Origin of the sequence: Bradyrhizobium sp. SZCCHNR1051 (genome assembly GCF_032489615.1) — a bacterium.
Taxonomy (GTDB): domain Bacteria; phylum Pseudomonadota; class Alphaproteobacteria; order Rhizobiales; family Xanthobacteraceae; genus Bradyrhizobium.
In genome coordinates, this window is sequence record NZ_JAUEYJ010000022.1 from 144,760 (window position 1) to 171,516 (window position 26,757).

Sequence of the window (26,757 nt, forward strand, 5' to 3'; positions counted from 1 at the left end):
TTCCCTGCGCCCTCGTTGTCGAGAGGGCGAAACGAACGACACAACTCGGACGCCATGCGCGCCGCGAGGTCGCGAGAGCACGTCCCGACAGCGCGGCTGATCGGCCGCAACCGGCGGATCGCTCACCGCATGATCGCTACGATTTCAGACCGCTGTCCTGCCAGCCAGGGCCGACACGATCGCCTCCGACAATTGCCCCAGCCGGAACGGCTTGGCGAGCAGCCTGGTCGTCGCCCGGAATTCCTCCGGCACCAGCGAGGGGTCGGCGAAGCCGGACATGAAGACGATGGGCAGATCGGGCCATCTGCGGCGCACCTCGCGCGCCAGGTCGATGCCGGTCATGGCATCCGGCAGCAGAATGTCGGTCAGCAGCAGCGCGATCGGATCCGGCCGCTCCAGCTCGGCGATCGCAGCGGTCGCATTGATGACGACGACCGGGCTGTAGCCCATCGATGTCAGCATGGTCGATGCCATCGCGCCCACCAGCGGATTGTCCTCCACGATCAGGATCCGTTCGCCAGTCTGCGGCCGCGCCAGCCGCGCCGCGCCGGCGCGCGCGCGACCGGTGACGCCCGGCCCCGCGCTCGGCAGATACAGCGTGACGCACGTGCCCTCCGCCACCCGGCTGTCGATCAGCACCGTGCCTCCCGATTGCCGCGCAAAGCCATAGACCATGCTGAGGCCGAGGCCGCTGCCCTTGCCGAACTCCTTGGTGGTGAAGAACGGCTCGAAGGCGCGGCGCGCGATCTCGGGCGGCATGCCGGCCCCCATGTCCGACACCGCGATCGTCACGTAGTCCCCGGGCATGATGCGCTCGTCGCCGTCATCGAGCGGCTGGTCGAGCACGGCATTCGTCGTCGTGATCGTCAGTCGACCGCCGCCATCCATCGCATCGCGCGCGTTGAGCGCCAGGTTGAGCAGCGCGTTCTGCAATTGCGTCGGGTCGATCAGGCAGTGCCACAGCATCGGATCCTGCGCCAATTCGATCTCGATGTTCTCGCCGAGCGTCCGCTGCAGGATCGTCGTCATCCCGCTGACCAACTGATTTACGTCGGTGATCTGCGGCTGCAGCGCCTGCTTGCGGGCGAAGGCCAGCAGCCGCCGGTTGAGATCGGCGACCCGCTCCGCCGCCTCGATCGCCCGCTCGACCATGCTGCGGCAGGAGACATCGGCGGGCGGCAAGGCGTCGAGCAGCAGATCCAGATTGCCGAGCGTCGCCGCCAGCATGTTGTTGGAATCGTGCGCGATGCCGCCGGCCAGCTGGCCGACGGCCTCCATCTTCTGGGCCTGGCGCAATTCGTCCTCGATGCGCTTGCGCTCGGTGATGTCGACCGACAGCACGAAATAGCCGCGCACCGTGCCATCCTGGCTGCGATCCGGCACCCGAATGGTCTGGCACCAGCGTTCACGGCCGTCGGGAAACGCGATCTTCTCCTCGCCGCCCGCGGTGCGGCCGGCCAGCGCGGCCTCGATCTTCGGCCTCACCTCGCCACGTCGCGCGGGATCGATGTAGTCGTCGATCCTGCGGCTGCGGCCGGCTCCGGTGGGCGGCTGCGCGTACCATTCGCGTGCGACGCGATTGGCGTAGCGGATGTCACCATCGGCGCCGACCTGGACGATCAACGCGGGCACGTTTTCCGTGACCAGCAGATGCTGCTCGAAATTGTCGCGCAGCGCCTGCTCGGATGCCGCGCGCAGCCGCCATTGCCGCGCCAGGACGAGGCCGAATCCCGAGATCAGCAGATTGAGCCCGGCGGCGATGGCGCTGTAGTACAGCGCGTTGTGTTTCCAGCCGGCCAGATACTCGACCGGATCGCGCGCCACGGTCACCACCAGCGGCAGGCCGGCGACGCGTCGATAGCTGATGCTCCGCGACGTGCCATCCGTCATGCCGCTGCCCTCGAAGTTGCCGTGAGGCGCCTGCGGGAGATATTGGCTGAACAGACGATTGGACCGAACGTTGCGGCCGGCAAAATCGTCGGCGTTCGGCGAGCGCAGCAGGATCGTGCCATCGTCTCGATAGAGCGTCACCGTTCCGCGCTGCCCGACGTTCAGCGACAGAAAGAACTGCCGCAGATTCTCGTAGTCGACGGCCACGACGATCACGCCGGCGAAACGTCCGCCCGGCATCATCAAGGCGCGGCTCACCGCGATGAACAGACCCTTGTTCACACGCGAGGCCACCGGCACGTCGATGAACAGGCCGCGGCCGGGGTCATCGCGCTGGACCTTGTAATAGGCCCGATCGGCGAAATTGTTCTCGCGGCCGGGAACTCCGTTGCCGGCGCTGTCGCCGAGCAGGTTGCCGTCCGCATCAATCACGACGATGCCGCCCGCGGCTGGATACGGCGCCACCCTGCGCTTCAGCTCGTCGATCAGCGCCGGATTGCCGGCGGTGAGCAGCGATGGGTCCTGCTTGAGACTGTCGATCGTCGTGTTCAAGAGCACGTCGACGCCCTGGATGTTGCGCAACATGTATTCTTCGAGCGCGCGGGCAAGATCGCCGTTGGCGGCCTCGGTGGCCCGATAGGTCTCCCGATAGTTGACGGAAAGCATGTGCGCCACGAAGGCATCACACAGCAGAGCCAGCACGAGGCCGCTCAGCACGATGATCCAGGGGGTCCAGCGCCGATCCATCCAGGATCCGGACGCGGCCCTGGTCCAGGCGTCGACAATGCCTGCCTGCCGCGGACCGCGCCAATGGTCGGCTCTCGCTTTGATCTGGTCCCGCATGGCGTCGAATTCAGGAGGTCGTCGGGCGGTTTGATTGTGAAGCGATCGGCGCGTCAAGCATCGGCGAAAGGTCCGGATTGTGCCGAATTCCGCGTCTCCAGGCGCGTCGCGATCCATATCGCGGGCGCTCGATAGCACGGTTTGCCGGGGCGTGTCATCGGCACCCGCCAAGCGCTGCGGCGGTCGCGGAAGGGCTCGAGGCGTCAAGACGCGGTCAGAGCTGATGCTCGAACGCCTCGCGCTCGGCACGGCTCAGATGCAGGCCGTGCTTGGTGCGCCGGTCGAGGACGTCGGCGGCCGTGACGGCCCACTCCTGCTCGCGCAGAAAAACGAGCTCGCGCTCATAAAAGGAGGAACCGAAATGGCGGCCGAGATCGCCGACGTTGCGGGATGCTCCGAGCAGGTCGCGCGCCCGGGTGCCGTAGAGCCGCGCACAATGTGCCAGCACCGCCGGCGGCAATCCCGGATACTCGCCGGCGAGATCAGCAAGGAACTGATCGAACGGCGCACCGAGATCGCCGCCCGGAAGGCGCGCGCCCGCCGTCCATGCCGACGCCAGCTGCGGAAACCATGGCGCGAGGCGCTCCATCGCTTGTTCGGCAAGCCGGCGAAACGTCGTGATCTTGCCGCCGAAGATCGACAGCAGCGGCGGCTGCCCGGGTGCACCATGTACCTCGAACGCGTAGTCGCGCGTCACCGCCGACGGATTGTCGGCGTTGTCGTCATAGAGCGGCCGCACCCCCGAGAAGGCGTGAATGATATCCCCCTTGCCGGGCGCAGCCCGGAAATAGCGGTCGAGCACGGCGAGCAGATAGTCGACTTCGGCACAGTCGATCGCAACGTCTTCCGCGCGGCCGTCATGCACGATGTCAGTGGTCCCGATCAGCGCCAGATCGGTCTCATAAGGATTGACGAAAATGACGCGGCGATCTGTGTTCTGCAGCAGATAGGCCTGCGATCCGCTCCAGAATTTTGGCACCACGAGATGGCTGCCTTTCACGAGCCGCACATTGTGCGCCGAGTTGAGCCCGGCGACGCCCTGCACCACGTCCTGCACCCAGGGACCTGCGGCGTTGACCAGCGCCCGCGCGCTGACGGTCTGCAGCTCGCCGCTCTCGGAGCACATCTCCAGCCGCCAGACGCCATTCTCTCGCCGTGCGCTCACGGCGCGGGTGCGCGGCAGGATCGTCGCGCCCTTGCGTGCGGCATCGACGAGATTGAGGATCACCAGCCTGGCATCGTCGACCCAGCAGTCCGAATATTCGAAGCCGCGCCGGAATTCGGGGCGCAGCGGCGCGCCCTCCGGCTCATGCGCGAGATCGACGTTGCGGCTCGCTGGCAGCTGCTTGCGGCCGCCGAGATGGTCGTAGAGGAACAGCCCGGCGCGCACCAGCCAGGCGGGACGCTGCTCCGGCGAGTGCGGCAGCACGAAGCGCATCGGCCAGATGATGTGCGGCGCCGAGGCCAGCAGCACCTCGCGCTCGATCAGGGCCTCGCGCACCAGGCGGAATTCGTAGTACTCTAGATAGCGCAAGCCGCCATGAATCAGCTTGCCCGATCGCGACGAGGTGCCCTCGGCGAAATCGTCCTTCTCGCACAACAGCACCTTCAGGCCGCGGCCGGCGGCATCACGGGCGATACCAGCGCCATTGATGCCGCCGCCGATCACGGCGAGGTCCAACAGACCGTGATCGGTTCCGCTGCGTGAGACCGTCGCATTCATCGCTTGCTGCTGCGCTTCTTCTCTGGCTTGCCGCGCGCGGCGGCGCGCGCCTTTGCCGTCGCCTTGGCCGGCTTCGCCGCTTTCGCCTTCGGCTCCTGCAGCCCGTAGGTCGAAAACCCCTGCGACGTCTCGGCGATCTCGGCGTCGCCCAGGATGTGCGGCTGGCCGAGCGCGAGCGACAGATAATATTGCCGGGCGATGGTCTCGAGCTCGACCGCGAGCCACATCGCCTTCTCGAGACTGGCACCAACCGCGATCATGCCGTGATTGGCCAGCAGGCAGCCGTTGCGGCCTTCCAGCGCCTCCAGCGCGAGTTCGGACAATTCGGCCGTGCCGAAACGCGCATAGCCGGCGCAGCGGATTTCGGTGCCGCCGAACGCCGCCATCATGTAGTGACACGCCGGTATCGGCTTGCGCGCGATGGCGAGCACGGTGGCATAGGTGGAATGCGTGTGAACGACGCCGCCGACATCCGGACGGCCGCGCATGATGTCGAGATGAAAGCGCCATTCCGTCGAAGGCTTCAGCGGCCCTTCCCAAGATCCGTATTCACCCTCGAGCGGCATCGAGGCGATCATCTCCGGCTTCATCGAGTCATAGGGCGTCGCCGAGGGCGTGATCAGCATGCGGTCCTTGTAGCGGGCGGAGATGTTGCCCGAGGTGCCTTGGTTCAAGCCCGACGCATTCATCCATCGGCATTTGGCGATGATGTTCTCGCGGATCAGCCGTTCCTCGCGATTCATGTCGAAAACCTTTCGTCGTCAGCAGGGATTGAGCGGCGGCTCGCCGGCGAGATAGCGGCGAACCTCTTCGGCCGCCTGGTCGGCGGCAAAGGTGACGGTACGCACGGACGCGCCGGCGATGTGCGGCGTCAGCGTGACGTTGGGAAGCTGCAACAGCGGCCAGTCCGGCGGCGCCGGCTCGACGGCGAACGTATCGAGCATCGCACCGGCCAGTCGCTGCGAGCTGAGCGCGTCATGGAGCGCGCGATAGTCGACCAGCGGCCCGCGCGCCGTGTTGATCAGGATCGCGCCGGGCTTGATCCGGGCCAGCGCATCGCGATCGATGAAACCGGTGGTTTCCGGCGTCACGCGGGCATGCAGGCTGACGACGTCGGCGCGCGCCAAGAGGTCGGCGAGCGCGACGTGCTCGACGCCGTCGTTGCGGTCCTCAGCGCTGAGCTGGACGTAGGGGTCGGTCACCAGGATCTTGCAGCCGAACGCCTTCAAGAGCTTGACCACGCGAGTGCCGATCGCGCCATAGCCGACGATGCCGACCGTCATTTCGCCGAGTTCGCGTCCCGTGCGGTCGGCGCGGTAGAGATCGCCGCGCCATTGCCCGCCCCGCATCGACTCGTGGCCGCTACGGATTAACCGGGTCTCGGCGAGCATCGCGCCGATGGTGAATTCGGCCACCGCGCTCGCGTTGCGGCCGGGCGTGTTGACGACCAACACGCCGTGATCGCGCGCGGCCTGCATGTCGACGTTGACGGGGCCGCCGCGCGACACGGCGATGAATTTCAGGCTCGGCAACCGCTGCAGCATCGCCCGCGAGATCGGAGCCAGATGCGTCACCAGCAGGGACGCCTCGCCGATGAAGTCCGCCAGTTCTTCGGGGTCGCCCATGAACTCCTTCAGCCCGTCGAGCTTGGAGCCGGCATAGCCGTGCTCCATCGGCTCATCCGGCCAGGGCTGCTCGAGCATGCGGATGTCGATGCCATAACCGCAGACGGCGGTGATGCGCTCGGCGAACACCGACGGCAGCATGAAGCGGTCGCCGATGATGGCGATGGAGCTAGACATGATCGGCACCTGCGCGTTGTGCGGCGAGCTGCTTCCAGACCGACCGCGCCGCGAGGCGGGCCTCGACATAGGCCGGGAACAGCTGCGCATAGCGTTCCGCCAACGCCGCATCCGGCGCTTGCGGCTCATCCAGATACGGTCTCACCCACTCCTCCGCGCAGATCATCATGTCCGAGTAGAGCCCGGTCGCGACCGCGGCGATCATCGCCGCCCCCGACGCGCCGGCCTCCTCGCGACGGCAGACTCGAATTGTGCTGCCGAGTGCCGCGCCGAGAATGGCACCAAGGGCGCGGCTGCGCGCCGCGCCCCCGGTCAGGCGAATTTCCGTCGGCAGCGGTCCCATCGCCGCGTAGCAGTCACGTGCGGCGAAGGCCAGTCCCTCCATCACGGCACGCATCAGATCCCAGTAGCCGTGACGGATGCGCAGGCCGATCAGTTGCGCAGAAGCTTCATGGGACACGAAAGGGCCGCGTTCGCCGGCGTCGGAAATGAACGGATGATACAGCAGCTCGCCCGATTTCGCAGCAAGCACGCGCTCGTCCAGCCGCCGGATCAGATCGTTGCGCGACCGCGCGATGCCTTCCATGGCGAGCACCCCGCGCGCGACATCGAGCAGCCAGTCGATGTTCAAGGTCGCGGCCATGGTCGACTGCATCTGCGCATAGTGGCCCGGCACCGGGAACGGCATCGTATAGCCGGTCGCCTCGGCATTCAGCCTGACTGCATCGGCGCCGTTCACCAGCCGCATGTGCATGCCGGTCGAGCCGATGATGGTGCAGCCGACCTCCGGTGTGGGGTCATACAGCCCACCGCCGAGCGCATTGCAGATCACGTCGACATAGCCGAGCGACACCGGCACGCCCTCGGGCAATCCCGTCTCGGCCGCAGCCGTTGCCGTCAAGCCATGCGTCGTCGCGACACCATCGACGACATCTGGAAACAGGCGCGCGGCATCGGCGATGCCGATGAGACGCGCGGCATCGCCGTCAAAGCCGCGCTTGCGAAAATCACCGCAGGAGAACGTCGCCTCGGAGGGATCTGTGACCCGCTCGCCGGTCAGCTTGAAGTAGAGCCAGTCCTTGCAGTGGAACGCCGTGCCCGCGCGTCCCAGCAACTCTTCGTCATGGGCCTGCAGCCAGGCCAGTTGCGCCCCCTGCTGGCAGGCGTTGAGCCCCGATCCGGTGCGCTGATAGTGCGCGACATTGCGCTCGCCGCCGCGGAAGGCTTGAACGAAACCTGCCGCACGCGAGTCGAGCCACAGCAGCGCGGGAGCGACGGGATGGCCATCCGCATCGATCAGCCAGGTGCCATCGCCCTGCCCCGTCACGGCGATCGCGGCGACCCGGTGAGCCAGATTCGGCAGCGCGCCGCTGAGGCCGCGCAAGGCCGCAACGGTGTCGGTCCAGGTCCGCTCCATGTCCTGCTCGACTCGGCCGCCCGGCAAGGTGGTGTAGCTATTGGGAATCGCGAAATCCCCGAGCTGGCGGCCATCCCGCGAAAAGGCCACCGCCTTGATCACCGACGTCCCGGCGTCGATGCCGATGATCACGTCGCGAATCGCTCCGGAGGTCATATTCAACGCGCCTCCGCGTGGCGGACGCAGACGCCGTCGGCGCCGAAAACGTGGAGATGGCGTGACTCCAGCGCGCATGGCACGACGTCGCCCGGCCGCGCCACGACCCTGCTCGACGTCACGGCGACCAGCAGATGACCGGCGCACTCGCCCGCAATGTGCGACTGATCGCCGAGCCACTGGTTGGAGACGACGCGCAGCCGCGTTTCACCGCTGCCGATCGCGATCCGCTGCGGCCGGATGCCGACCTTGATCCGATCGGCCTGCACCAGCGCCTGTTGTCCCGTCACGTCCAACGTCTGCGCGGGAATGTGAAAGGCAACATCGGAGCCCACGGACAGACGGAAGCCGCCTTCCTCCTGTGTCACCGCGGTCTCCATCAGGTTCATCGGCGGCTCACCGATGAAGCTCGCGACGAACTGATTGGCCGGGCGGTTCTTCAGCTCGCGCTCGCTCGCGAACTGCTGCAGCACGCCGTCTTCCATGACAGCGATGCGATCGGCGAGCGCGCTCGCCTCGGTCTGGTCATGGGTGACGAAGATCGCCGTCATGCCACGTTCGGCGAGCAGGCCCTTGATGCGGCCGCGCACCACGGCGCGGAGCTGCGGCTCCAACTGCCCCATCGGCTCGTCCAGCAGATAGAGGTCGGCGTCGCGCACCAACGCGCGCGCCAGCGAGACGCGCTGCTGCTGCCCGCCGGAAAGCGCGCGCGGATGGCTGTCGAGGATATCCTCGATCTCGACCAGGCGGGCGATGCTATCGACCCGATGCGCGATCTCGGCGCGCGACAGCTGCTGCGCCTTCAGCGCGAAGCCGATGTTCTCGCGCACCGTGAGCGGCGGATACAGCGAATAGCCTTCGAACGCCATCGCCACCTTGCGCTTCGCCGGCGCCAGATCATGGATCGGCCGCTGCGCCAGCGCGATCGAACCCGAGCTGACGCTCTCGAACCCGGCGATCATGCGCAAAGTCGAGGTCTTGCCGCAGCCGGAAGAGCCGAGCAGCGCAACGATCTCGCCTGCTTTCACCTCCATATCGAGCGCGCGCACGGCATGGACCGGCGGCTTGCCCCGGCTGTGATAGACTTTGTCGACGTTGCGGATTTCGAGCATGCCCATGTCAGGTCCTCACGCCGCCTGCCGCCGCGGCGAGAGGCCAATGCGGTCTCCCGTCGCGTGGTCGAACAACAGCGCCGCATCGGGCGCGAACCGCACGAACACGTCCTCGTCCGCATCTGCCTCCAGCGCCTCGGGCGCCAGCGCAGCCAGCCACTCGGATCCGTCGGCGAAGCGCAGCAGCACCACGGCGCGCTCGTGGATCGGCGTGACCGCGACGATCCGCGCCGGGATCGCACCCTCGCCGCCATCACGCGTCACCACGACATCGTCCGGCCGGACGCCAAGCCAGCAGCGCTCGCGCATATTGGTCGGCAAGCCGTCCGCATCGAGCCGGATCAGCGTCCCGGCGACAGATGCGGTCAGTCGGCCCTGCTCCGCCACCGGCGTGACCTCGGCAAGATTGATGCTGGGATCGCCGAACAGCCGCGCCACCGCGACCGAGGCAGGCCGCGCGTAGATTTCCTCGGGACGCGCCACCTGCGCCAGACGGCCATTGATCAGCACCGCGATGCGATCGGCGATTGCCATCGCCTCGCGATAGTCCTGCGTGACATAGAGCACCGCCGCCGAGCTGCGGCGCAGCAGGCTCGGCAGCTCGAGACGCATCTCGTAACGCAGCTTGGCATCGACGTTGCGCAGGGGATCGTCGAGCAGCAGCACCTCAGGGTTGCCGATCAGCGCGCGCGCCAGCGCGGTGCGCTGCTTCTGGCCGTTGGACAGTTCACGAGGCTTGTGGCCGAGCACGTGCTCGATCTTCAACAGCCGGCTCATCGCCGTCACTTTCGCGGCGGTGTCGGCCGTCCCCGTCGCGCGCAAGCCGCTGGCGATATTGTCGCGCGCGCTCATATGCGGAAACAGCGCAAAATTCTGGAAGGCCATGCCGATGCCGCGCTGCTCCGGCGGGGCATCGACGATCGAGCGCCCGCCGACCAGGATGTCGCCATCGTCAGGCTCGAACATGCCGGCGATCATGCGCAGCAGCACGGTCTTGCCGCTGCCGGACGGACCGAACACTGCGACGATCTCGCCGGGCTCGACCGTCAGCGACACGCCTTTCGCGCAGCAAGCGGCGCCAAAGGTCTTGTCGACGGCTTTCAGTTCGAGACGCGCCATGTATCCTCAACCCTTGACCGCACCGAGCGACAGTCCTTCGACGAGATAACGCTGCGCGTAGAGCGCCAGCAGCAATGTCGGCGTAACCGACAGCACGATCGCGGCGGCGATCTGGCCGTACTGGATGCCGGACGCCGTCACGAAGGCGAGCGCGCCCACCGTCACCGGCTGCTTGTCGGCCGAGGCCAGGATCAGCGCGAAGACGAAATTGTTCCAGCAGAAAATGAAGGACAACAGCCCCGCCGCTGCGATCCCCGGCCCTGCCAGCGGCACCGCGATGCGTGTGAACGCCTCGCGCCAGGAATGGCCGGCGAGCCGGTAGGCATGCTCGATATCCGGGCTGATGTCCTCGAAATAGCCGCGCACGATCCACAGGATCAACGGCAGCGCGATCAGCTGGTAGACCCACACGATGCCGAAATACGTGTCGTTCAGGCCGAGCTGCTGGTAGTACAGCGACAGCGGCAGCAGCACCAGCAGCGGGGGCGCAAAGCGGAACGAGAGAAGCGTGAACGCAATGGTCTCGCCGAGCCTGAACTTGAAGCGCGCGAACGCATAGGCCGCGGGCACGCCGAGCAGCAAGGCCAGGATCACCGAGGCGCTCGACAGCACGAAGCTGTTCATCAGGTTGCGCATGAACGAGATCTGCAGATTGCCGGCCGCGGTGCGCAGCTGGCCCGAGATCAGCGCCTCGTAATTGGCGAATGTCGGCTCGAACAAGATGCGCGGCGGGATCCGCAGGATCTGCTCGTTGGTCTGGAACGACATCAGCAGGATCCAGACAATCGGAAACATGAAGAACACGAGCACCAGCGCGAGCGCAATGCCGCGAAAGATGCGTCCAGCCAGGCTGGAGTGATCCATGACGTCCCTCCCTCAGGCGTGACCGTGGGCGCGTGCGCGCAGCCGCAGCCAGTTCTTGATGAAGATGTTCGAGAGGATGTTGGTGATCAGCCACAGGATCATCAGCAGCGCCGCCGAGCGTCCGACATTGGTGTACTGGAAGAACTCGAGATAGGCCTGGACCTGGAACACCATCAGCCGGTCGCCGGGGCCGCCTTGCGTCATCGCATAGACGATGTCGAACTGCTGGATCGAATCGAGCAGCCGGAACAGCGAGGCGGTGATGATGTAGGGCGCGAGCATCGGCAGGGTGATGCGGAAGAACACGAAACTCGCCGGCACACCGTCGAGTGCGGCCGCCTCAAACGGCTGACGCGGCAGCGAGCGCAGACCGGCCAAGAGCAGGATCATGATGAAGGGCGTGTAGACCCAGACGTCGACCAGGACGACCGTGAACAGCGCGGTCGACGGATCGGAGGCCCATTTGAAGTCATGTGCGCCGAACAGGCCGACCAGATAGGACAGGATGCCGAAGCTCGGATTGGTCATCAGCTTCCACATCAAGGCGGCGATCGCCGGCGCCGTCATCAGCGGTAGCAGCAGCACGATCGAGACCGCGTTGTGGAAGCGCGTCGGCCGCCGCAGCAGCAGCGCGATGCCCAGGCCGAGCAGCAGCTCGGCGACGACTGTTACCGCGGTGTAGACGAGCGAGATCCGCAGCGTGTTCCAGAACGCCGGATCGGACAGGAAATCGATGTAGTTGTCGATGCCGATGAAGCCGCGCAGATATGGCAGATTGAGCCGGTAGCGCTGCAGAGAATAGACGGCCGCGGTGACGAACGGCACCAGGATGGCGATGCAGACCAGCAGGGCCGGCAGGCTCAACAGATACGGCAGCAGCCGCCCGCTCCAGCGTTTGGCGCGGCGCGGCACCGCATTGGTCTCGATAAGTTCAGCCATGCTCATGACAAGCGGGATCGCATCAGCGCGGGGATGGGCCGGTCCGGACGCCCGTGGGGGAGCGGCCGGACCGGCGGGTGGTCATGGAACGAGCGTCGCCCGGCCTCAGCCAAGGCCGGCCTGCTTCAACTGACGGTTGATGCTCTCGGCAAGCTTGTCGAGGCCCTCGTCGACGCTGATCTCCTTGGCCACCATCTTCTGCAGCGAGGCCGCCCACTCCGTCGTGAGATCGAAGAACAGCGGCTGCGCTGTGAAGTAGATCTTCGCACCGGGCGCCGAGAGGTCATGCTGCTCGAGATAGCCAGGATAGGACTTGGCGATCCGATCGCGGAACTCGCTGTCCTTCCACACCGAGGTGCGGACTGGATTGACGAAGTCCATCTTGCGGGCGCCGAACAGGTCGTGCTCGACGGAAGCCGCCCACTGCATGAAGGTCCACGCCGCATCCTTCTGCTTGGAGAAGCTCGACATCGCCAGCGACCAGATCCAGACGTTCGGCGTCGGCGCCTTGGCGGCCGGATTGGCCGCGAACGGTGCGTAGCCGAGATTGCCGCGCTCCTTGTTCTCGCCGCCGTTCATGAAGTAGCCGAGAATGTCGGCGTCGAAGATCATGCCGGAAGCGCCGGCGCCGAGATCGGTGCCGACCTGGTACCAGGTGTAGGTCGACCAGTTCTTCGGACCCGAGCCCTGGATCATCTTGACCCACTTCTCGTGGAAATCCTTCGACGCCTTGGTGTTCATCGCGGCCTTGAGCTTGCCGCCCTCCATCACGAAGTCCTTCTGGCCGAAATTCGCGTAGGCCGACAGAAAGCCGGGATGGATGGTGGCCCAGGAGCGCGAGCCGCGCACGCCGACGCCATAGGGACCACCGGCGTCCTTGGTGATCTTGGCGGCGACGTCGAGCATATCGTCGAGATTCTTCGGCGGCTTGACGCCGACCTTGTCGAAGATCTTGCGGTTATAGGTGATGTTGTTGAGCTCGTAGCCCCACGGGATGCACCATTGCTTGGCCTTGCCCGAGCCGAGCTCGGAGCCGGCCACGCCGTCCCAGGCGGTCGAGGAGCGCAGGCCGGGCAGCACGTCGTCCCAGGCGAACGCCGGATTGGTCTTGGCGGGATCCTTGATGTAGGTGTTGAGGTCCTCGATCCAGCCGGCCGGACCATAGGTCCAGGTCATGTAGGCGCCGGTCATGAAGGCGTCGTATTGATCGGATTTCGACGACAGCGCCGCCGTCACCTTGTCGAAATAGACGTCCTCCGGGAAGATGTCGTAGCTGACGTTCATGCCGGTCAGGCTATTGAACGCCTCGATGTCGCCGATCATCGCATCGACATAGGGATGCTTGTTGAGGAGCAGCTTGACGGTCTTGCCGCTATGGGCCTTCCAGTTGAAATCCGCGGCCATCGCCCTCGACATCGCCGAGGCAAAGGCGGCATTGGCGGCGACACCGGCGATGCCGAGCTTGGCAGCGCCGTCGAGCAGATCACGCCGGCTGATGCGCTTGCCGGCATAGGACGCAAAGAGATTCTTCTCACGATCGTACATTCAACCCTCCCTTTGTTTTTTGTAGAGACGTGTTCGCGTTACCTGCCCTTCCGACTCTTGTTCTTGGCGTGGCCGGATGTTTTCTCCGGCTTGTCGGTAGCGAGTGCCTGAGCGGTTACCTCATCGATGATGAGACCGTTCAGGAAGCCGCTGCGCAGCACCGCGCGCAGGGCCGTGATCTTCGCCTCGCCGCCGCCGATGGCGACGATGCGGTGTTTCTTCAGATCGGCAGCGGCCATCGAGGTGGCGCGCGCCGAAAGATCGAGATCGAGCAGCTCGCCCTGGGCGTTGAAGAAATGCCCGAGCAGGTCGGCGCAGGCGCCGGCGCGCTTCAGCTCGACGACCTCGTCCGGCTTGATCATGCCGCTCGACACCAGGAAGCCGTCGGCATGGATCTGGCCGATGCCGACGAACAGCAGCGAGGCGCGCTGCGCCAGCGCGAACACGTCGGCAATGCCGAACTGCTGCATCAGCACGCGGCGGTCCGCGACCGAATTGGCGAACACGGGCACCGGCAGCAGATAGGCTTCGGCACCAGTGCGCTCGGCGAGACGATGGATCACGTCGAACGGGTTGGCGGCGAATTTGCGCGTGAGGCCGCCGAGCAAAGACACGAACTGCACGTCGCGCGCCGGGGTCTGCGGCAGCTGCGCCACGACGGCCGCAAGCGTGCGGCCATGGCCGACGCCGATGATCTTGTCGTCGCCGCGCTCCAGCACCTGGCGCAGGAAGCTGGCGCCCTCCAGCGCCAGCGCCTTCAGCGGCAGATCGCCCTCGCCGAGATCCGGCGCGACGCGGCAGAAGGCGAGCCCGTAGCGCTCGGCCAGCGCGTTCTCCAGCGCGACGCATTCGGCGACGGGGCCCTCAACGAAGACGCGGATCATGCCCTCGCGGCTGGCGCGCGCGATCAGGCGATGCGCCTTGGTGCTCTGGATGTTGAGCCGGTCGGCGACCTCCGACTGCGTCAGCCCGGCCGCGAAATACAGCCACGCGGCGCGCGTTGCGAGCGAGGCCTCGCCGTCCACCATGGGCGCCCTGTCGGAAGCTGTCGTCACGCCGAATGCCTGCTTGCAAAATTCTTCACTCCTTGCAAAAAATTGCAGACGCCGATCCGGCCGTCAATCCCCCAAACGTGCTGCAGCGCGTCAGGGACGACGCGCCGGGCGAGCACAGGCATGCTCGCCGGCGCACAACGGGATGAGGTCGCATGACGGAGTTGTTTGTCGGCATCGACGTGGGCACGAGCGGTGTGCGCGCCTGCGCCGTCGATATCAGCGGCGAGATCAAGGGCGCAGCCGCCGTTCCGCTCATCACGCCGCGTCAGGACGGCAATGCCATCGACCAGGATCCCGAGCTGTGGTGGCAGGCGACGACGGCGGTGTTCCGCATGCTCGGCGAGCGCATCGATCTCGGCGACGTCGCGCGCATCGCGGTCGACGGCACCTCGGGCACGCTGCTGCTGATCGACGCCGACGGGCGGCCCCGCTCGCTCGGCCTGATGTACAATGATGCCCGCGCCGTCGACGAGGCCAGGCGCATCGCAGCCGTCGCACCGCCCGAGAGCGGTGCGCATGGCACGAGCAGCCCGCTCGCCAAGCTGCTGCATCTGCTCGCCTCCACGAGCGGCGCGCGGCATGCCGTGCACCAGGCCGACTGGATTGCCGGACGCCTAGCCGGCCATCACGGCGTCAGCGATGAGAACAACGCCCTGAAGCTCGGCTATGATCCCGTCAGGCGCGAATGGCCGCAGTGGATCGATCAGCTCGGCGTTCCACGCGACGTGCTGCCGAGCATTCTGGTGCCGGGCACGCCGTTCGCCGACATCGATCCAGCCATCGCGCGCTCGCTCGGTCTGTCCCCATCGACGCGCATCGTCGCCGGCACGACCGACGGCGTCGCCGCCTTCATCGCCACCGGTGCCGATACGCCGGGCGATGCGGTGACCTCGCTCGGCACCACGCTGGTGGTGAAGCTGGTCGCGACGCGGCCGATTTTCGCCGCCGATCAGGGCGTGTACTCGCACCGCCTCGGCGACAAATGGCTCGCCGGCGGAGCATCGAATTCCGGCGGCGCCGCGCTGCTTGCGCATTTCACCACCGACGCCATGGATCGCATGACACCGCTACTGCGCCCGGACGAGCCCACCGGGCTCGACTACTATCCGCTGCAAAAACCCGGCGAACGCTTTCCGATCGCAGATCCCGCGCTGGCGCCGCGGATCACGCCACGGCCGGCCGAGGATCATCGCTTCTTCCAGGCGCTGCTCGAAGGAATTGCTGGCGTGGAAACGCTGGCCTATCGGCGTCTTCACGCGCTCGGCGCGCCGGCGCTGCGGCGGGTGATCAGCATCGGCGGCGGTGCCCGGAACGAAGCCTGGACCGATATCCGCCGGCGCATCGTCGGCGTGCCCGTCAGCGTCGCCGCGCAGACCGAAGCGAGCTACGGCACGGCGCTGCTGGCGCTGCAGGGACCGCCGCGATGACGGCGGCTGCGTGCGAGATCAGCGGCCTGTCCGCCATCGCCGACAGGTTCGATCACGTGCTGCTCGACCAATGGGGCACGTTGCATGACGGAAGGACGGTGCTTCCCGCTGCGCATGACTGCGTCCTGCGGCTGCGCGAGGCCGGCAAGCATATCCTGGTGCTGTCGAACTCCGGCAAGCGCGCGAGCGCCAATGCCGAGCGCCTCGCCCGGCTCGGCCTGCCGCGCTCGACCTATGACGGCATTCTCACCTCGGGCGAGGTGACCTGGACCGGCCTGCGCGACCGCACCCGCGCGCCCTTCACCGATTGTGGCAATGCCTGCTTCCTGATCACCAGGGGCGGCGACCGCTCGTTGATCGACGGGCTGGATCTCGTCATCGTGACGGATGTGCACGACGCCGATTTCATCCTGCTCGGCGGCCTTGATGACGACCTCGCCGAGCCGGACCTCTGGCGCGATCAATTCACCGGAGCGGCGGCGCGAGGCTTGCCGATGATCTGCGCCAATCCCGACCTGATGATGTTCGGCACGAGCGGCCTCGTGCCTGCGCCCGGCACGCTGGCGCGCGCCTATGAGTGGCTCGGCGGCCCGGTGAGCTTCGTCGGCAAGCCGCATGCGCCGATCTTCGCGGCTGCGCTGGAGCAGCTCGGCCATCCGCATCCGCATCGCGTGCTGATGATCGGCGACTCGCTCGACCATGACGTCGCCGGCGCCCGCGCCGCAGGCCTGCAGAGCTTGCTGCTCGGCGATGGCGTGCATCGCACGACGCTGGCCGGTGCGCCCGACCTGGCTGCCGCGACGCGCAAGCTCGCGGCTTCGCCAGGCCGCATGCCGAATTGGACGATGCAGCACCTCGTGTGGTGAGAAGGAGACGGGAGATGCGCGAGCCTGCCGAGCTTGATGACTTGCGCCGGATGTCGGCGCGGGTCGGCCGCAACGTGGAGCTGGTTCAAGGCGCCGGCGGCAACTCCTCGCTCAAGCAGGATGATGTGCTGTGGGTGAAGGCGTCCGGCACCTGGCTTGCCGACGCCGACGCGAAGGACATCTTCGTGCCTGTTCTGCTGCCTGCAGCGCGCGACGCGCTCGCCGCTGATGACGAGCGCATTCCGCTGGCAGCCCCCGGCCCGCTACGCGCCTCGATCGAGACCGCGCTGCATGCGCTGCTGCCGCACCGGGTCGTGCTGCACGCGCATGCCGTCAACACCATCGCCTGGGCGGCACGGCGCGACGCACGCGATGAATTTTCGGCGCGACTGGTCGGGCTCTCCTGGCGCCATCTCGACTACTTTCATCCCGGGCTGCCGCTGGCGCGCGCGGTGAGTGCAATCGTCGCGCGCGAGCGCATCGACGTGCTGATCCTCGGCAATCACGGCCTCGTCGTCGGCGCCGACACCTGCGATCAGGCTGAGGCGCTGGTCCATGACGTCGAGCGCCGGCTGGCGCTGCCGGTGCGCCCGGCGCCCGCCGCCGACGCCGCGGCCTTGCGCCGCCTGTGCGCCGGCGCCGACTACCGCCTGCCGCACGACGCTGGTAGCCACGGCATCGCCACCGATCCGTTCAACCGCGCCATCGCAACCGGCGGCTCATTGTATCCGGACCACGTCGTGTTTCTCGGCCCGGGCCTGCCGACGATCGAGAGCGCCGGCGGCCTCGCCACGTTGCTCGCACGGGCGGACGCGAGCCGCCTGCCCGCGCCCGTCGCGGTCCTCGCGCCGGGTCTCGGCGCCATCATCCGCAGCGACGCCAGCCCGGGCGCCGAGGCCATGCTGAGCTGCCTCGCGCTCGTGACCAGCCGCCTGCCGTTATCGGCCGATATCGGCTATCTCTCGTCTCAGCACGAGCAGTTGCTGCTCAACTGGGACGCCGAACGTTACCGACAGCAGCTGACGGCAAGCCGCCAGTCGTCGAAGTGAAACGGCGGCAGATCACGCGATCTCCTCGCTCGACACCGGCAGGGACGGCGCCCTCGCCACAATCAGCTTGTGAAGAGCATCTCCGACCCGATCAATGACTTCGCCCCAGTCGCGCCCTTCGCGCTGACGGAACAGACGCATGCTCGGGTACCAGACGCCATCGTCACGATCGAGCAGCCAGCGATAGTCCGGCGTATACGACAGAAGCGTCCAGGTGGGACGGCCGAGCGCGCCGGCGAGATGAGCGACACTGGTATCGACGGTGATCACGAGATCCAGACATGAGATCAGCGCGGCCGTGTCCGCGAAATCGGCAAGTTGACCCGTCAGGTCCGCAATCCGGCTCGTCTCCTGGAGCACGGCTTTGTCTTCGGCCTTCGGCTCTTTCTGCAGGCTGATGAACGCCGCGTCCTCGCCGAGCAGGCGGGAAAACATGCGCAATGGGATGGAGCGATTGTGGTCGTCGAGATGATTGGGGTTGCCTGACCAGACCAGGCCGACACGCAATTTCTCAGGCGCACCAAGGCGCTCTTGCCAGATTTGAATCCGATCCGGATCAGGCGCCGGCAAATACGACACCGGCGCTGGAATCGCGGCCAGCGTCGTCCGAAAGGCAAACGGCAGGCTCATGATCGGACAATGGATATCCACTCCCGCAAGGTCGGCGGCCTCCGAGACCGGAATGCACTGCGAAATGCCCGGCACATTCGACAACAGAGGTAGCAACGGCTTTTGAACGGCGAGGATGACGCGGGCGCCTAGCGCCAGGACCATCGGCACGTAACGGACAAACTGGATCGTATCGCCCAGTCCTTCGTCGGCTGCGATGACAATGGTTTTTCCAGCGATGCCGTCCTGGCCCAGCCACATGGGTTGCTGGAAGCGCGGATAAGAGCTCGGCAGGCTCCAACGGGCCTCCCGACCAGACCAGCCCGCGTCGAGATCCCCCAGCAACAGGTTCAAATGAGCCGTCCCAAGATCGGCCAGCGTGTCTCTCGGGTCGGCACGCTTCAACTGCCTGTAGACCTCGAACGCTTCGTCGAATCGACGCAGCTTCGTCAGCACAGAGGCCTTGTCGTGCAGCGCATCCCTGGAGCCAGGTTGCAAAGCCAGCGCCCGCTCGAACCATTGCAACGCTTCTTCGTCTCGGCGCATCGTCCGCAGGACAATGCCCATCTTGACGCAGATGTCAGAGTTGCCAGGCTCGATCTCGTGGGCTCGCCGACAGATGGCAAGGGCCTCGTCGAAGCGCTTCAGGCCATTCAGAAGTGCACCACGCATCAACAACGTCGGTACATGGTTGGGCCGCAAGGCGTCGCTCAGATCGAGATAGGCGAGCGCTTCGTCGATCCGCCCCAACCGTTGAAGCGCGATGCCGCACTGGCTTGCCGCGTCCCAATGCCTCGCATTCAGTTCCAGCACACGTTGGAAGCTCAACACAGCGTCGGCGAGCTGCTGCAGGCTGACAAGGGCATTGCCCCTCAGCATCCACAGATCGGCGCTTTCGAGACCGAGCGCCCTCGCCCTCTCGACGACCTTCATCACCTCATCCGAGCGTCCCTGGACCTGTAGCACCGTGCCAAGACTCAGGAAGTACTGCGGCTGAACATCCTGCTGGATCGCGCGGGATACCCACCGCAGTGCAGCTTCATACTGCTGTGCCTGCAGTGCAAGGATCCCTAGCAAGTTGAGGGTCGGCGCATGCCCTCCATCGATCGCAAGCGCCATATGACAACACCGCTCGGCGTCCGCATGTCGGCCATTGGCGACGTCACGCTAGGCAGCGTCATAGAAGTTCGCGGCACCATCGGGCTTGGCAGGTTGGAGCTTCACTTTGGTGGGCGAAGCTCGGCGCTCGCGACGGTTCATTGCTGCAATTCGTCCCGGTTACGATTTCAGCGTAATTGATTCTCATTCAGGCTGACAGTCGCAATTCTATCTCCGGCTGTGGTAAGGACCGCTCCGATTCCGCCTGCATTCCCTAATATAATAGCGCGGAAGACAACGATCCGATGACACGCTTCGTGGAAGTTAAACTCAGCGCAACCATCGCGAGCATGACCAAATCGGCGTGCAGGGCAAGGGCGAGGACTTCTTCGGTGGCTACGCCTATACGAGGTCGGGCCATCCGGCCGACCTCGAGATCATCATCACCGAAACGCCGGCGCATCTGCGCAAGTTTCACGATCCGGAATCGGGCCTGGCGCTGATCCGGCCGGATGCCTGGCATGGGCCGTCGGACAGCTCGGACTCGTCGCCGGACACGGCCATCCGCAAACAACCGGAAACAGACTGGAAAGGAGGAGAGGCTGGATGGTGCGCTCGGAGCGGGAGAACACCTGCGTTCGTTCAGTAGCTGAAGCACGACCGCCTTTCCGCACACCGGCCGGACGTGCCGATTTCTGATCCAATCTTTCGCCGGCAGCGCTATGGCGCTTCATGCCCACGTGTGAAGCCGCTCTCCCGGCGGTAACAGAGATGGAGTTTGTCCCACACCTTCATCATCGCATGGACCAGTTGGTCCATGAGCGCGTCGTCGTGATAGGGCGTAGGTGTAAGACGCAGGCGTTCCATTCCTCGCGGGACAGTGGGGTAATTGATCGGCTGGATATAGATGCCATGCTCCGACATCAGCAGGTCCGAAGCCGCCCTGCACTTCTCGGGATCGCCGACATGCACCGGCACGATATGGCTCTCGCTCGGCATCACCGGCAGGTCTGCTGCCGTCAGGACGGACTTCAGCCGCGCTGCACGATCCTGATGCCGGACGCGCTCCGCTGTCGAGGCTTTCAGATGCCGGATTGCAGCGGTCGCGGCTGCACAGACCGGAGGCGGCAATGCAGTCGTGAAGATGAAACCGGGGGCGTAGGAGCGCACCGCATCGATCAGGTTCGTCCCAGCCGCAAGATAGCCGCCGAGACAGCCATAGGCCTTTGCGAGCGTGCCCTCAACAATGTCGATCCTTTCCATGACCCCGTCGCGCTCAGCTATGCCGCCGCCGCGCGGGCCATACATCCCGACCGCATGCACCTCGTCGACATAGGTCAGTGCGCCGTAGCGCTCGGCCAAGTCGCAAATTCGATGCAGAGGCGCGATATCGCCGTCCATCGAGTAGAGGCTCTCGCATACGATGAGCTTTGGCCTTTCGGGATCTGCCGCCCGCAGCAGCCGTTCGAGATGCTCAGGATCATTGTGCTGCCAGATCTGCTTCTCAGCACCGGCCTTGCGTACCCCCTCGATCATGGAGTTGTGATTCAACGCGTCGGAAAGCAGCAAACACCCAGGCAGCAGCTTGGCGATCGTCGATATCCCCGCCTCGTTGGAAACGTAGCCGGAGGTAAACACCAGCGCGGCTTCCTTGCCGTGGAGATCGGCCAGCTCCTGCTCGAGCGCGACGAGCGGATGGTTCGTTCCCGCGATATTACGGGTGCCCCCGGCTCCTGTGCCCATGCGCGATACGGCATCGATCATGGCTCCCATGACCTTCGGGTGCTGGCTCATGCCCAGATAATCGTTCGAGCACCAGATCACAACCTCACGCTTGCCCTCCCCCGAATGCCAGATCGCATAGGGATAGCGCCCCGCCTGGCGTTCAAGATCCGCAAAGACACGATAGCGCCGTTCCTGATGCAGTCGATCCAGCGCACCGCGGAACATCGCGTCATATTCAGGGAGGAGGCTCAACGGCCGCATCTGGTAGTTCATGATTGGACGACTCCTGCCGACTATTTTGCCCGATTGAACTGGTAGGAGCCCTGCAGGAAGACGCCATAGCGCTCCGTCGTATATCTCAGGACCTGATTGAAGGAATCGACCGCATTGGTGCTGAGATGCCACCAGCGTCCGCCGATGCCGATGCGGAAATTGTCGGTCAACTGGTAGTTCAGCACGGTCTCGGCCTGGAATCCGGATCCTTGTCCTGAGGCAGGATCGCGCCCGAACGTGAAATAGTGCGTGTCGATCGCATTCTGCGAAGTCCAGACATAAGCGGCCTCCGCCTGCCAGCTCAGCCGGTCAGACAGCCGCGTGTCGAGTGAGACACCGGCCCGTCCGCTATGCCAGCGATCCTGCTCGGTCACCACCTTGACGCCTGCCCCAAGAGCCGGACTGCAGATCGTCGGATTGCCACCCACCTGGGTGCAGCCCCGCGCGTCGACCGTTTCTGTCCAATATTGATAGCCGACGAAGGCACCAAGCCGGAAACGCTCCGTCTCCAGCAGATTGAAACCGACATCGAGATTTGCGTATTGCAGCCGCCCGCCCACGCTGCTGACGGTCTTGGATGACGGATTGACGAAAGGAGCAAAGTCCTCATCGACGAGAGTGCCCGAGCTGATCTTGCCCGCCCCGAAATAGCCCTTCAGAAACATGTTGGTGAACGGGCCGTCGAGCGCATCAACCCTGAAGAACATCTCGCCGCTGTGCCCGGTCATGCCGCCATAAGCGAGCCGGGAGACCTGAAGCGTCGCTGCCTGATCGGCGAAATAGCGGTAGCGATTCTGCCCCGAGCTGAACCAGTAGCGCACTCCGGTCTCCAGCATATAGGACGGCAGGATCGACGCGCGCGACCGCAGCGGCATATCGCCCGAGCCCGCGCCTTGGCCGCCTTGCAACGCTGCAGGCCTGGCCCAGGCGCAGCTGACGATCGAGGCGTTGCACTTCGTGACACCGTCGGCGTTGAAATCGCGCCGCAACGTGACCGTCGCGAACAGGTCCTTTGTCGTCGTCTTGACGTTGGCCAGCGTGCTGTCGACGAACCGGTAGCCAATCTCTGTTTCCAAGCTGATCTCCTTCGACCAGAGATAGCTGACCAGCAGCGACGGCAGGATCGTGTACTCCTTCAAGTCGGTCCGGGTGCCGGACCTATAGCCCATCCGCAGCCGCGGGCTGATGGCGAGATCGGGCGTGATCGGGTAGCGCGAGGCAAGATCCAGCACATAGAACTTCGAGTCCGCCAGGCTCGCGTAGCGTAGCGCGCCCATGAACAGATCGCCCGGCTTGATGATGCTGTTCCCGGTCAACTGGGCCGACAGATAATATTCGAGACCGCTCGCCGGCGTGCCGTCGACGCCGCCGGACGGCAGCGTGCCGGTCAGATTGGTCACCGTGGCATCGGCGGCGACCTGCCAGGTCTCGTTCAGGGGCCGCGAATAGCTCACCATCGCCGACTGGAATGTCGGCGTGCGGTCGATCGCGAGCTGCCTGATCTCGCCTGCGGTATTGAACTTCATCATGTCGTAGAGCGTGAGGAACGGCTGCCCCTGCAACGCATTCCAGGTCGAGAGAAATGGAACTCTTCGGTAATCGAACGAGGCGTTGATGACCGACTTGTCCTCGAACGTATACGTTCCCGAGAACACGGCGGCATTGAGCGCGCGGAAATGCGTGTCGTAGTCGATCAGACCGAGCAGCGACTTGTTGGTGTCGAAATAGCGGAATTCCGCGCCGATGGCCTGGCGGTCGACGATGTTGCGGTCGTATTGCGTGATCAGGTAGACGGTGGTCTCGAGCCCGCCGAGAATTTTGCCAAAATCGATGCTTGCCCCATAGAGCGTCTTGCCATCCTTGAACGGTGCGTCGAAACGGCTCCAGTTCGGCGAGCCCGCGAGCACGTTCAAGCGCAGCCCGGGGCTCTTCTGCCAACTCAGCACCGCGCCGTCGAAACGGCCGATCACGCCGCCGGTGTTGCGGGATTGCCGTCCGACGCGCAAGGTCACGTCGGCTTCCTTCAGCGTGTAATCGACTTGCGCGGTCGAGACGCCATACTTGTCATTGCCCGTATCGAATTGGCGCTCGTGGGTGAACGCCAGCTTGAACTTGGTCCTGATGCGATCGTTGTCCGCGGTGCCCAGGAAGTCGAAATTGGTCAGCAGCGTGTTCTGGTGCACCCGGTGGGCATCGGGATCTGCATTCGGGTTCGGCGCGATGGCCCTGTCCTTGACGGCGCTGGTGCTGTCATTGGTGATGAAGGTGGTCGAGAGGCTGCCCGACATCGACCAGCGCGTATCGCCGTTCGGCCCTGCCGACTTGGTTGGCATCCCTGCCCCCATGTCTCCGCCATCGGGGTTGGCCGGAGACATGTCGCGCGGTCGTGCCGGCGCGCTGCTGGTTGCGGTCAGAAGCGCAGCGAGCCGCTGCCTCACCCGCTCAGCGCCCTCGCCGTTCGGATAACGGCGCAGATAGTCCTCGAATTCGGCCTGGGCTGCAGCGGTCTGCCCGGCCTTCTGGCGCGCGACGCCGAGCAGCTCCTGCGCCTCTGCGCTCGAGCCGGTCTCAGGGAGTTTCAGCACCTTCTTCAGAAGGTCGATCGCGGCGTTGAAATTGCCTTTCTTGATCGATGCGCGCGCCTCGTCCATCGAGGCCTCCGCAAACCGGATGTCCGCCGCGGACGCCTGCTGCATCGTGCGATTGTCGTTGCGGACCGACGCCGCCGCACCGGGGATCGCAACCGGTTTCGGCGCATCCGGAGCGGCTACGCTCGGCACAAGGGCCTTCACCTTGCACGCCGACACCGGGCCCTTCCGGGCAATCACGATCGTGACCTGCTCGAAGCTGCCGGATTGCACGATCTGATAGGTGAACTCGCCAGCAAACTGAGCGACGAGGATCGGTCCTCTGTTCTGATCGAGCGTCAGATAGACGTCCTGGATGCCGGAGCCCTGGGCATTGTCGACCCGCACGCCCTCTCGTCTGACCAGACGCCGCGTGATGACGGCGTCCCGATCGACCAATTGTAGCGAGACGCTGAGCTGGCTGCCCTTATCCAGCGGAAAATGCCCAGTGTAGCGCACGCGAGCATGAAAGTTGACGCGCAGCAGGCTGCAGTTGCCGATCGTCGTGGCGTTTGCGCTGGCGACGAACTGATCGATGACGGGCTGGGCCGGTGCGACGCCGAAGGCTCCATCGAGCAGGATTGCGAGCAGGCCGGACAGCAGAGTCATCGCCCATCGGGTCGACCTCGCTGCTGCTGCTTGACTGAAGCGGCAGCTCATCACCAGCCGCCTCCATTGACCCGGTGCTGCCGCTGGCGACGGGTGATGATGGCGGTCTGCGACTTGTCAGCATAGATGTGACACGCGCCGGTGCAGTCCTTGAGCTCGGCGACGGTGTAGTCCATCGGCGCCGGCTTCACGAGCTTGGCATGCTGCTGCGGCCGGAAATCACCCGCGTGACAGGCGGCGCAGTCGGGCTTGTAGGCCGCGAACTTGAACACGACGGCTTGCGAATTGCCGCTGTGGCAGGCGGTGCAGCCAATGGCGGCGCTATGGTTCGGATAGCTTGCCGACATGTGCCGGTAGTTGACCGAACTCCAGCTGACCGTCCGATGGCAGCTCTCGCAGGGGACGTTGGTCACGAAGTGCTTCGGCGATTTGCCGGTGGCATTGGAGCCATTGTGACAGCTGGCGCACGGCGCAGTGAGGCTGGTGTGATCCATCCGTGCGCCCGAGAACGACACGGTGTTCTTGTGGCAGCTTTCGCATGGCGCGCTGGTGACCACGTGGCGCGGCGGCTTGCCGCCGGCTGATGATCCGTTGTGGCACGTCGCGCAGGCCGCCATCGTCCCGGTGTGGCTGAAACGGGCTCCGCTGAATGTCGTCGTGCTCTTGTGGCAGGTCTCGCACGGCGCATTGGTCGCAACGTGCTTCTGCGGCTTGCCGGTTGCGGCCATGCCGTTGTGGCAGCTCGCGCAGGCCGCCATCGTGCCGGTGTGACTGAAGCGGGCTCCACCGAATGTCGTCGTGCTCTTGTGGCAGGTCTCGCACGGCGCATTGGTCGCGACGTGCTTCTGCGGCTTGCCGGTCGCGGCCATGCCGTTGTGGCAGCTCGCGCAGGCCGCCGTCGTCCCGGTGTGGCTGAAGCGGGCTCCGCTGAACGTCGTCGTGCTCTTGTGGCAGGTCTCGCACGGCGCATTGGTCGCGACGTGCTTCTGCGGCTTGCCGGTCGCGGCCATGCCGTTGTGACAGCTCGCGCAGGCCGCTGTCGTCCCGGTGTGGCTGAAGCGGGCTCCGCTGAACGTCGTCGTGCTCTTGTGGCAGGTCTCGCACGGCGCCGCAGTCGCAATGTGCTTCGACGGCTTGCCAGGCGCACTCATGCCGTTGTGGCAGGATGCGCACGGTCCCTGCGCCGTCATGTGGTTGAATCTCGAGCCGGCCTCCGTGGCGCTCGAGCCGGCAAGCCCTGCCCTCGGATTGACCGTCGGCAGCAGCGATGGAACCCGACCTGCGTTCTGCGACTCCATTGCATCAGGATTGGCGGCACCGATCGAAGGCAGGAGCTTGCTGCGCGGATCGTTCGGCACAGGCGCTGAAGGGGCGGATGTCATCCGCGGGAGAGTGCTCAGCGGCTGCGACACCGACGCCGCGTCACCAGCTTTCGCCGCGCCGTCGGGTTTGGAGGCGGCAGGCGCACCGGCCGGGGCCCCTGCTCGAGGATCGGTCGTCGCGGCCGCCGACGTCGCAGCTGTATTCGCCAGCGGCTTGCTGCTGAACAAGAGCGTCGAACTGGATGGTGCGGCAGGCTTCGCAGCCGCGCCGGCCGCAGCCGTGGCCGGCGCTGCGCTCGTGCCCGATGCGGACTCGGGAGTCGTGGCCGCCGTCATCGTCCGGTTGGCGGTCGTGGCTGGCGTCACCGCCTTGGCGACGGGCGCCTGAGCGGGGACCACCGACCTGGCCGTGGTCGAGCAACCCGCGGCCGGCTTCTGCGGGTCGTCGTCCCAGGTCGAGAAGTTGGCGGCAGCGCGCACGTGGCAGCAGCCGCAATCCTGTGACTTGGCACTGTGATCCGGCCCCTGCGCGCCTCTGCGGCCCTGGCTGCGATAGGCGCCATTGTGACAGCTGTCGCAGCGCGTCGCATGCACGGCGGTATGGCTCATCGTGTAGGTGGCGAAGCTCGCCGCGGTGTTGGTGTGGCAGTTCGAGCACTGGACGCCGGTCACCGGAATGTGCGGCGG

At 65.6% G+C, this 26,757-nt stretch carries 18 protein-coding genes and 1 pseudogene; 4 read left to right on the forward strand and 15 right to left on the reverse strand.

The features are described from left to right. Positions 1–144: 144 nt before the first annotated feature. From QW868_RS25660 to QW868_RS25710, 11 genes are all read right to left on the reverse strand, one after another. On the reverse strand, positions 145–2,637 hold the full coding sequence (locus tag QW868_RS25660) for a hybrid sensor histidine kinase/response regulator (protein ID WP_316231822.1): 2,493 nt from the start codon (positions 2,635–2,637) through the stop codon (positions 145–147). A 310-nt stretch (positions 2,638–2,947) separates the two neighbouring features. Next, positions 2,948–4,456, reverse strand: a complete 1,509-nt coding sequence (locus QW868_RS25665) for a glycerol-3-phosphate dehydrogenase (protein ID WP_316180983.1) — start codon at positions 4,454–4,456, stop codon at positions 2,948–2,950. Then, positions 4,453–5,199, reverse strand: coding sequence for a class II aldolase/adducin family protein (locus QW868_RS25670; protein ID WP_316231823.1), 747 nt, complete (start codon positions 5,197–5,199; stop codon positions 4,453–4,455). Before QW868_RS25670 ends, QW868_RS25665 begins: the two co-directional genes overlap by 4 nt. Before the next feature lie 18 nt (positions 5,200–5,217). Further along, entirely contained in the window at positions 5,218–6,258 is a 1,041-nt protein-coding gene (locus QW868_RS25675) for a 2-hydroxyacid dehydrogenase (protein ID WP_316231824.1), read from the reverse strand. After that, positions 6,251–7,831, reverse strand: a complete 1,581-nt coding sequence (locus tag QW868_RS25680; protein WP_316231825.1) for an FGGY-family carbohydrate kinase — start codon at positions 7,829–7,831, stop codon at positions 6,251–6,253. Before QW868_RS25680 ends, QW868_RS25675 begins: the two co-directional genes overlap by 8 nt. Before the next feature lie 2 nt (positions 7,832–7,833). Continuing rightward, on the reverse strand, positions 7,834–8,943 hold the full coding sequence (locus QW868_RS25685) for an ABC transporter ATP-binding protein (protein WP_316231837.1): 1,110 nt from the start codon (positions 8,941–8,943) through the stop codon (positions 7,834–7,836). 15 nt (positions 8,944–8,958) lie between these two features. Then, positions 8,959–10,062 carry an ABC transporter ATP-binding protein gene (locus QW868_RS25690; RefSeq protein ID WP_316231826.1) on the reverse strand — a complete coding sequence of 368 codons (1,104 nt, stop codon included), beginning with the start codon at positions 10,060–10,062 and terminating at the stop codon, positions 8,959–8,961. Positions 10,063–10,068: 6 nt separating this feature from the next. Beyond that, positions 10,069–10,926: a carbohydrate ABC transporter permease gene (locus QW868_RS25695; RefSeq protein WP_315741294.1), complete on the reverse strand. Its 858-nt coding sequence runs from the start codon at positions 10,924–10,926 to the stop codon at positions 10,069–10,071. Between the two features lie 12 nt (positions 10,927–10,938). Continuing rightward, a complete protein-coding gene (locus tag QW868_RS25700) occupies positions 10,939–11,871 on the reverse strand; it encodes a carbohydrate ABC transporter permease (RefSeq protein WP_409999125.1) in 933 nt (310 codons plus the stop codon). 99 nt (positions 11,872–11,970) lie between these two features. Next, positions 11,971–13,410, reverse strand: coding sequence for an extracellular solute-binding protein (locus QW868_RS25705; protein ID WP_316231827.1), 1,440 nt, complete (start codon positions 13,408–13,410; stop codon positions 11,971–11,973). A 38-nt stretch (positions 13,411–13,448) separates the two neighbouring features. Beyond that, positions 13,449–14,438 (reverse strand): sugar-binding transcriptional regulator, encoded by a 990-nt coding sequence (locus QW868_RS25710; RefSeq protein ID WP_315741306.1) that lies wholly within the window; start codon positions 14,436–14,438, stop codon positions 13,449–13,451. A 179-nt stretch (positions 14,439–14,617) separates the two neighbouring features. Between QW868_RS25710 and QW868_RS25715 the strand changes: the two genes are divergently transcribed. The 3 genes from QW868_RS25715 to QW868_RS25725 are packed head-to-tail and all read left to right on the forward strand — an operon-like array spanning position 14,618 to position 17,807. Next, positions 14,618–15,892 carry an FGGY-family carbohydrate kinase gene (locus tag QW868_RS25715; RefSeq protein WP_316231828.1) on the forward strand — a complete coding sequence of 425 codons (1,275 nt, stop codon included), beginning with the start codon at positions 14,618–14,620 and terminating at the stop codon, positions 15,890–15,892. After that, complete coding sequence (locus QW868_RS25720; RefSeq protein ID WP_316231829.1) at positions 15,889–16,758, forward strand: TIGR01459 family HAD-type hydrolase; 870 nt, start codon at positions 15,889–15,891, stop codon at positions 16,756–16,758. Before QW868_RS25715 ends, QW868_RS25720 begins: the two co-directional genes overlap by 4 nt. Positions 16,759–16,772: 14 nt before the next feature. Next, entirely contained in the window at positions 16,773–17,807 is a 1,035-nt protein-coding gene (locus tag QW868_RS25725; RefSeq protein WP_316231830.1) for a class II aldolase/adducin family protein, read from the forward strand. A 12-nt stretch (positions 17,808–17,819) separates the two neighbouring features. Here the strand turns inward: QW868_RS25725 and QW868_RS25730 are convergent, their stop codons facing one another. After that, positions 17,820–19,535 carry a tetratricopeptide repeat-containing glycosyltransferase family protein gene (locus QW868_RS25730; RefSeq protein WP_316231831.1) on the reverse strand — a complete coding sequence of 572 codons (1,716 nt, stop codon included), beginning with the start codon at positions 19,533–19,535 and terminating at the stop codon, positions 17,820–17,822. Positions 19,536–19,878: 343 nt separating this feature from the next. Here QW868_RS25730 and QW868_RS25735 point away from each other — a divergent pair, with 343 nt between their 5' ends. After that, complete coding sequence (locus QW868_RS25735) at positions 19,879–20,163, forward strand: hypothetical protein (protein WP_315741301.1); 285 nt, start codon at positions 19,879–19,881, stop codon at positions 20,161–20,163. Between the two features lie 71 nt (positions 20,164–20,234). Here the strand turns inward: QW868_RS25735 and hemA are convergent, their stop codons facing one another. From hemA to QW868_RS25750, 3 genes and pseudogenes are all read right to left on the reverse strand, one after another. Next, complete coding sequence (hemA, locus tag QW868_RS25740; protein WP_410051324.1) at positions 20,235–21,500, reverse strand: 5-aminolevulinate synthase; 1,266 nt, start codon at positions 21,498–21,500, stop codon at positions 20,235–20,237. Between the two features lie 32 nt (positions 21,501–21,532). Next, entirely contained in the window at positions 21,533–24,748 is a 3,216-nt protein-coding gene (locus QW868_RS25745) for a hypothetical protein (RefSeq protein WP_316231833.1), read from the reverse strand. 50 nt (positions 24,749–24,798) lie between these two features. After that, positions 24,799–26,757: pseudogene (locus tag QW868_RS25750) on the reverse strand (cytochrome c3 family protein); the annotation flags it as partial.

Excerpts from the sequence above, each read along its gene's own strand:
- QW868_RS25705 (WP_316231827.1), bottom strand. The coding sequence starts at position 13,410 with ATGTACGATCGTGAGAAGAATCTCTTTGCGTCCTATGCCGGCAAGCGC.
- QW868_RS25690 (WP_316231826.1), bottom strand. The coding sequence starts at position 10,062 with ATGGCGCGTCTCGAACTGAAAGCCGTCGACAAGACCTTTGGCGCCGCT.
- QW868_RS25725 (WP_316231830.1), top strand. The coding sequence starts at position 16,773 with ATGCGCGAGCCTGCCGAGCTTGATGACTTGCGCCGGATGTCGGCGCGG.
- QW868_RS25685 (WP_316231837.1), bottom strand. The coding sequence starts at position 8,943 with ATGCTCGAAATCCGCAACGTCGACAAAGTCTATCACAGCCGGGGCAAG.
- hemA (WP_410051324.1), bottom strand. The coding sequence starts at position 21,500 with ATGCGGCCGTTGAGCCTCCTCCCTGAATATGACGCGATGTTCCGCGGT.
- QW868_RS25660 (WP_316231822.1), bottom strand. The coding sequence starts at position 2,637 with ATGGATCGGCGCTGGACCCCCTGGATCATCGTGCTGAGCGGCCTCGTG.
- QW868_RS25745 (WP_316231833.1), bottom strand. The coding sequence starts at position 24,748 with ATGACTCTGCTGTCCGGCCTGCTCGCAATCCTGCTCGATGGAGCCTTC.
- QW868_RS25665 (WP_316180983.1), bottom strand. The coding sequence starts at position 4,456 with ATGAATGCGACGGTCTCACGCAGCGGAACCGATCACGGTCTGTTGGAC.
- QW868_RS25710 (WP_315741306.1), bottom strand. The coding sequence starts at position 14,438 with ATGGTGGACGGCGAGGCCTCGCTCGCAACGCGCGCCGCGTGGCTGTAT.
- QW868_RS25730 (WP_316231831.1), bottom strand. The coding sequence starts at position 19,535 with ATGGCGCTTGCGATCGATGGAGGGCATGCGCCGACCCTCAACTTGCTA.
- QW868_RS25715 (WP_316231828.1), top strand. The coding sequence starts at position 14,618 with ATGACGGAGTTGTTTGTCGGCATCGACGTGGGCACGAGCGGTGTGCGC.
- QW868_RS25700 (WP_409999125.1), bottom strand. The coding sequence starts at position 11,871 with ATGAGCATGGCTGAACTTATCGAGACCAATGCGGTGCCGCGCCGCGCC.
- QW868_RS25670 (WP_316231823.1), bottom strand. The coding sequence starts at position 5,199 with ATGAATCGCGAGGAACGGCTGATCCGCGAGAACATCATCGCCAAATGC.
- QW868_RS25720 (WP_316231829.1), top strand. The coding sequence starts at position 15,889 with ATGACGGCGGCTGCGTGCGAGATCAGCGGCCTGTCCGCCATCGCCGAC.
- QW868_RS25680 (WP_316231825.1), bottom strand. The coding sequence starts at position 7,831 with ATGACCTCCGGAGCGATTCGCGACGTGATCATCGGCATCGACGCCGGG.
- QW868_RS25695 (WP_315741294.1), bottom strand. The coding sequence starts at position 10,926 with ATGGATCACTCCAGCCTGGCTGGACGCATCTTTCGCGGCATTGCGCTC.
- QW868_RS25675 (WP_316231824.1), bottom strand. The coding sequence starts at position 6,258 with ATGTCTAGCTCCATCGCCATCATCGGCGACCGCTTCATGCTGCCGTCG.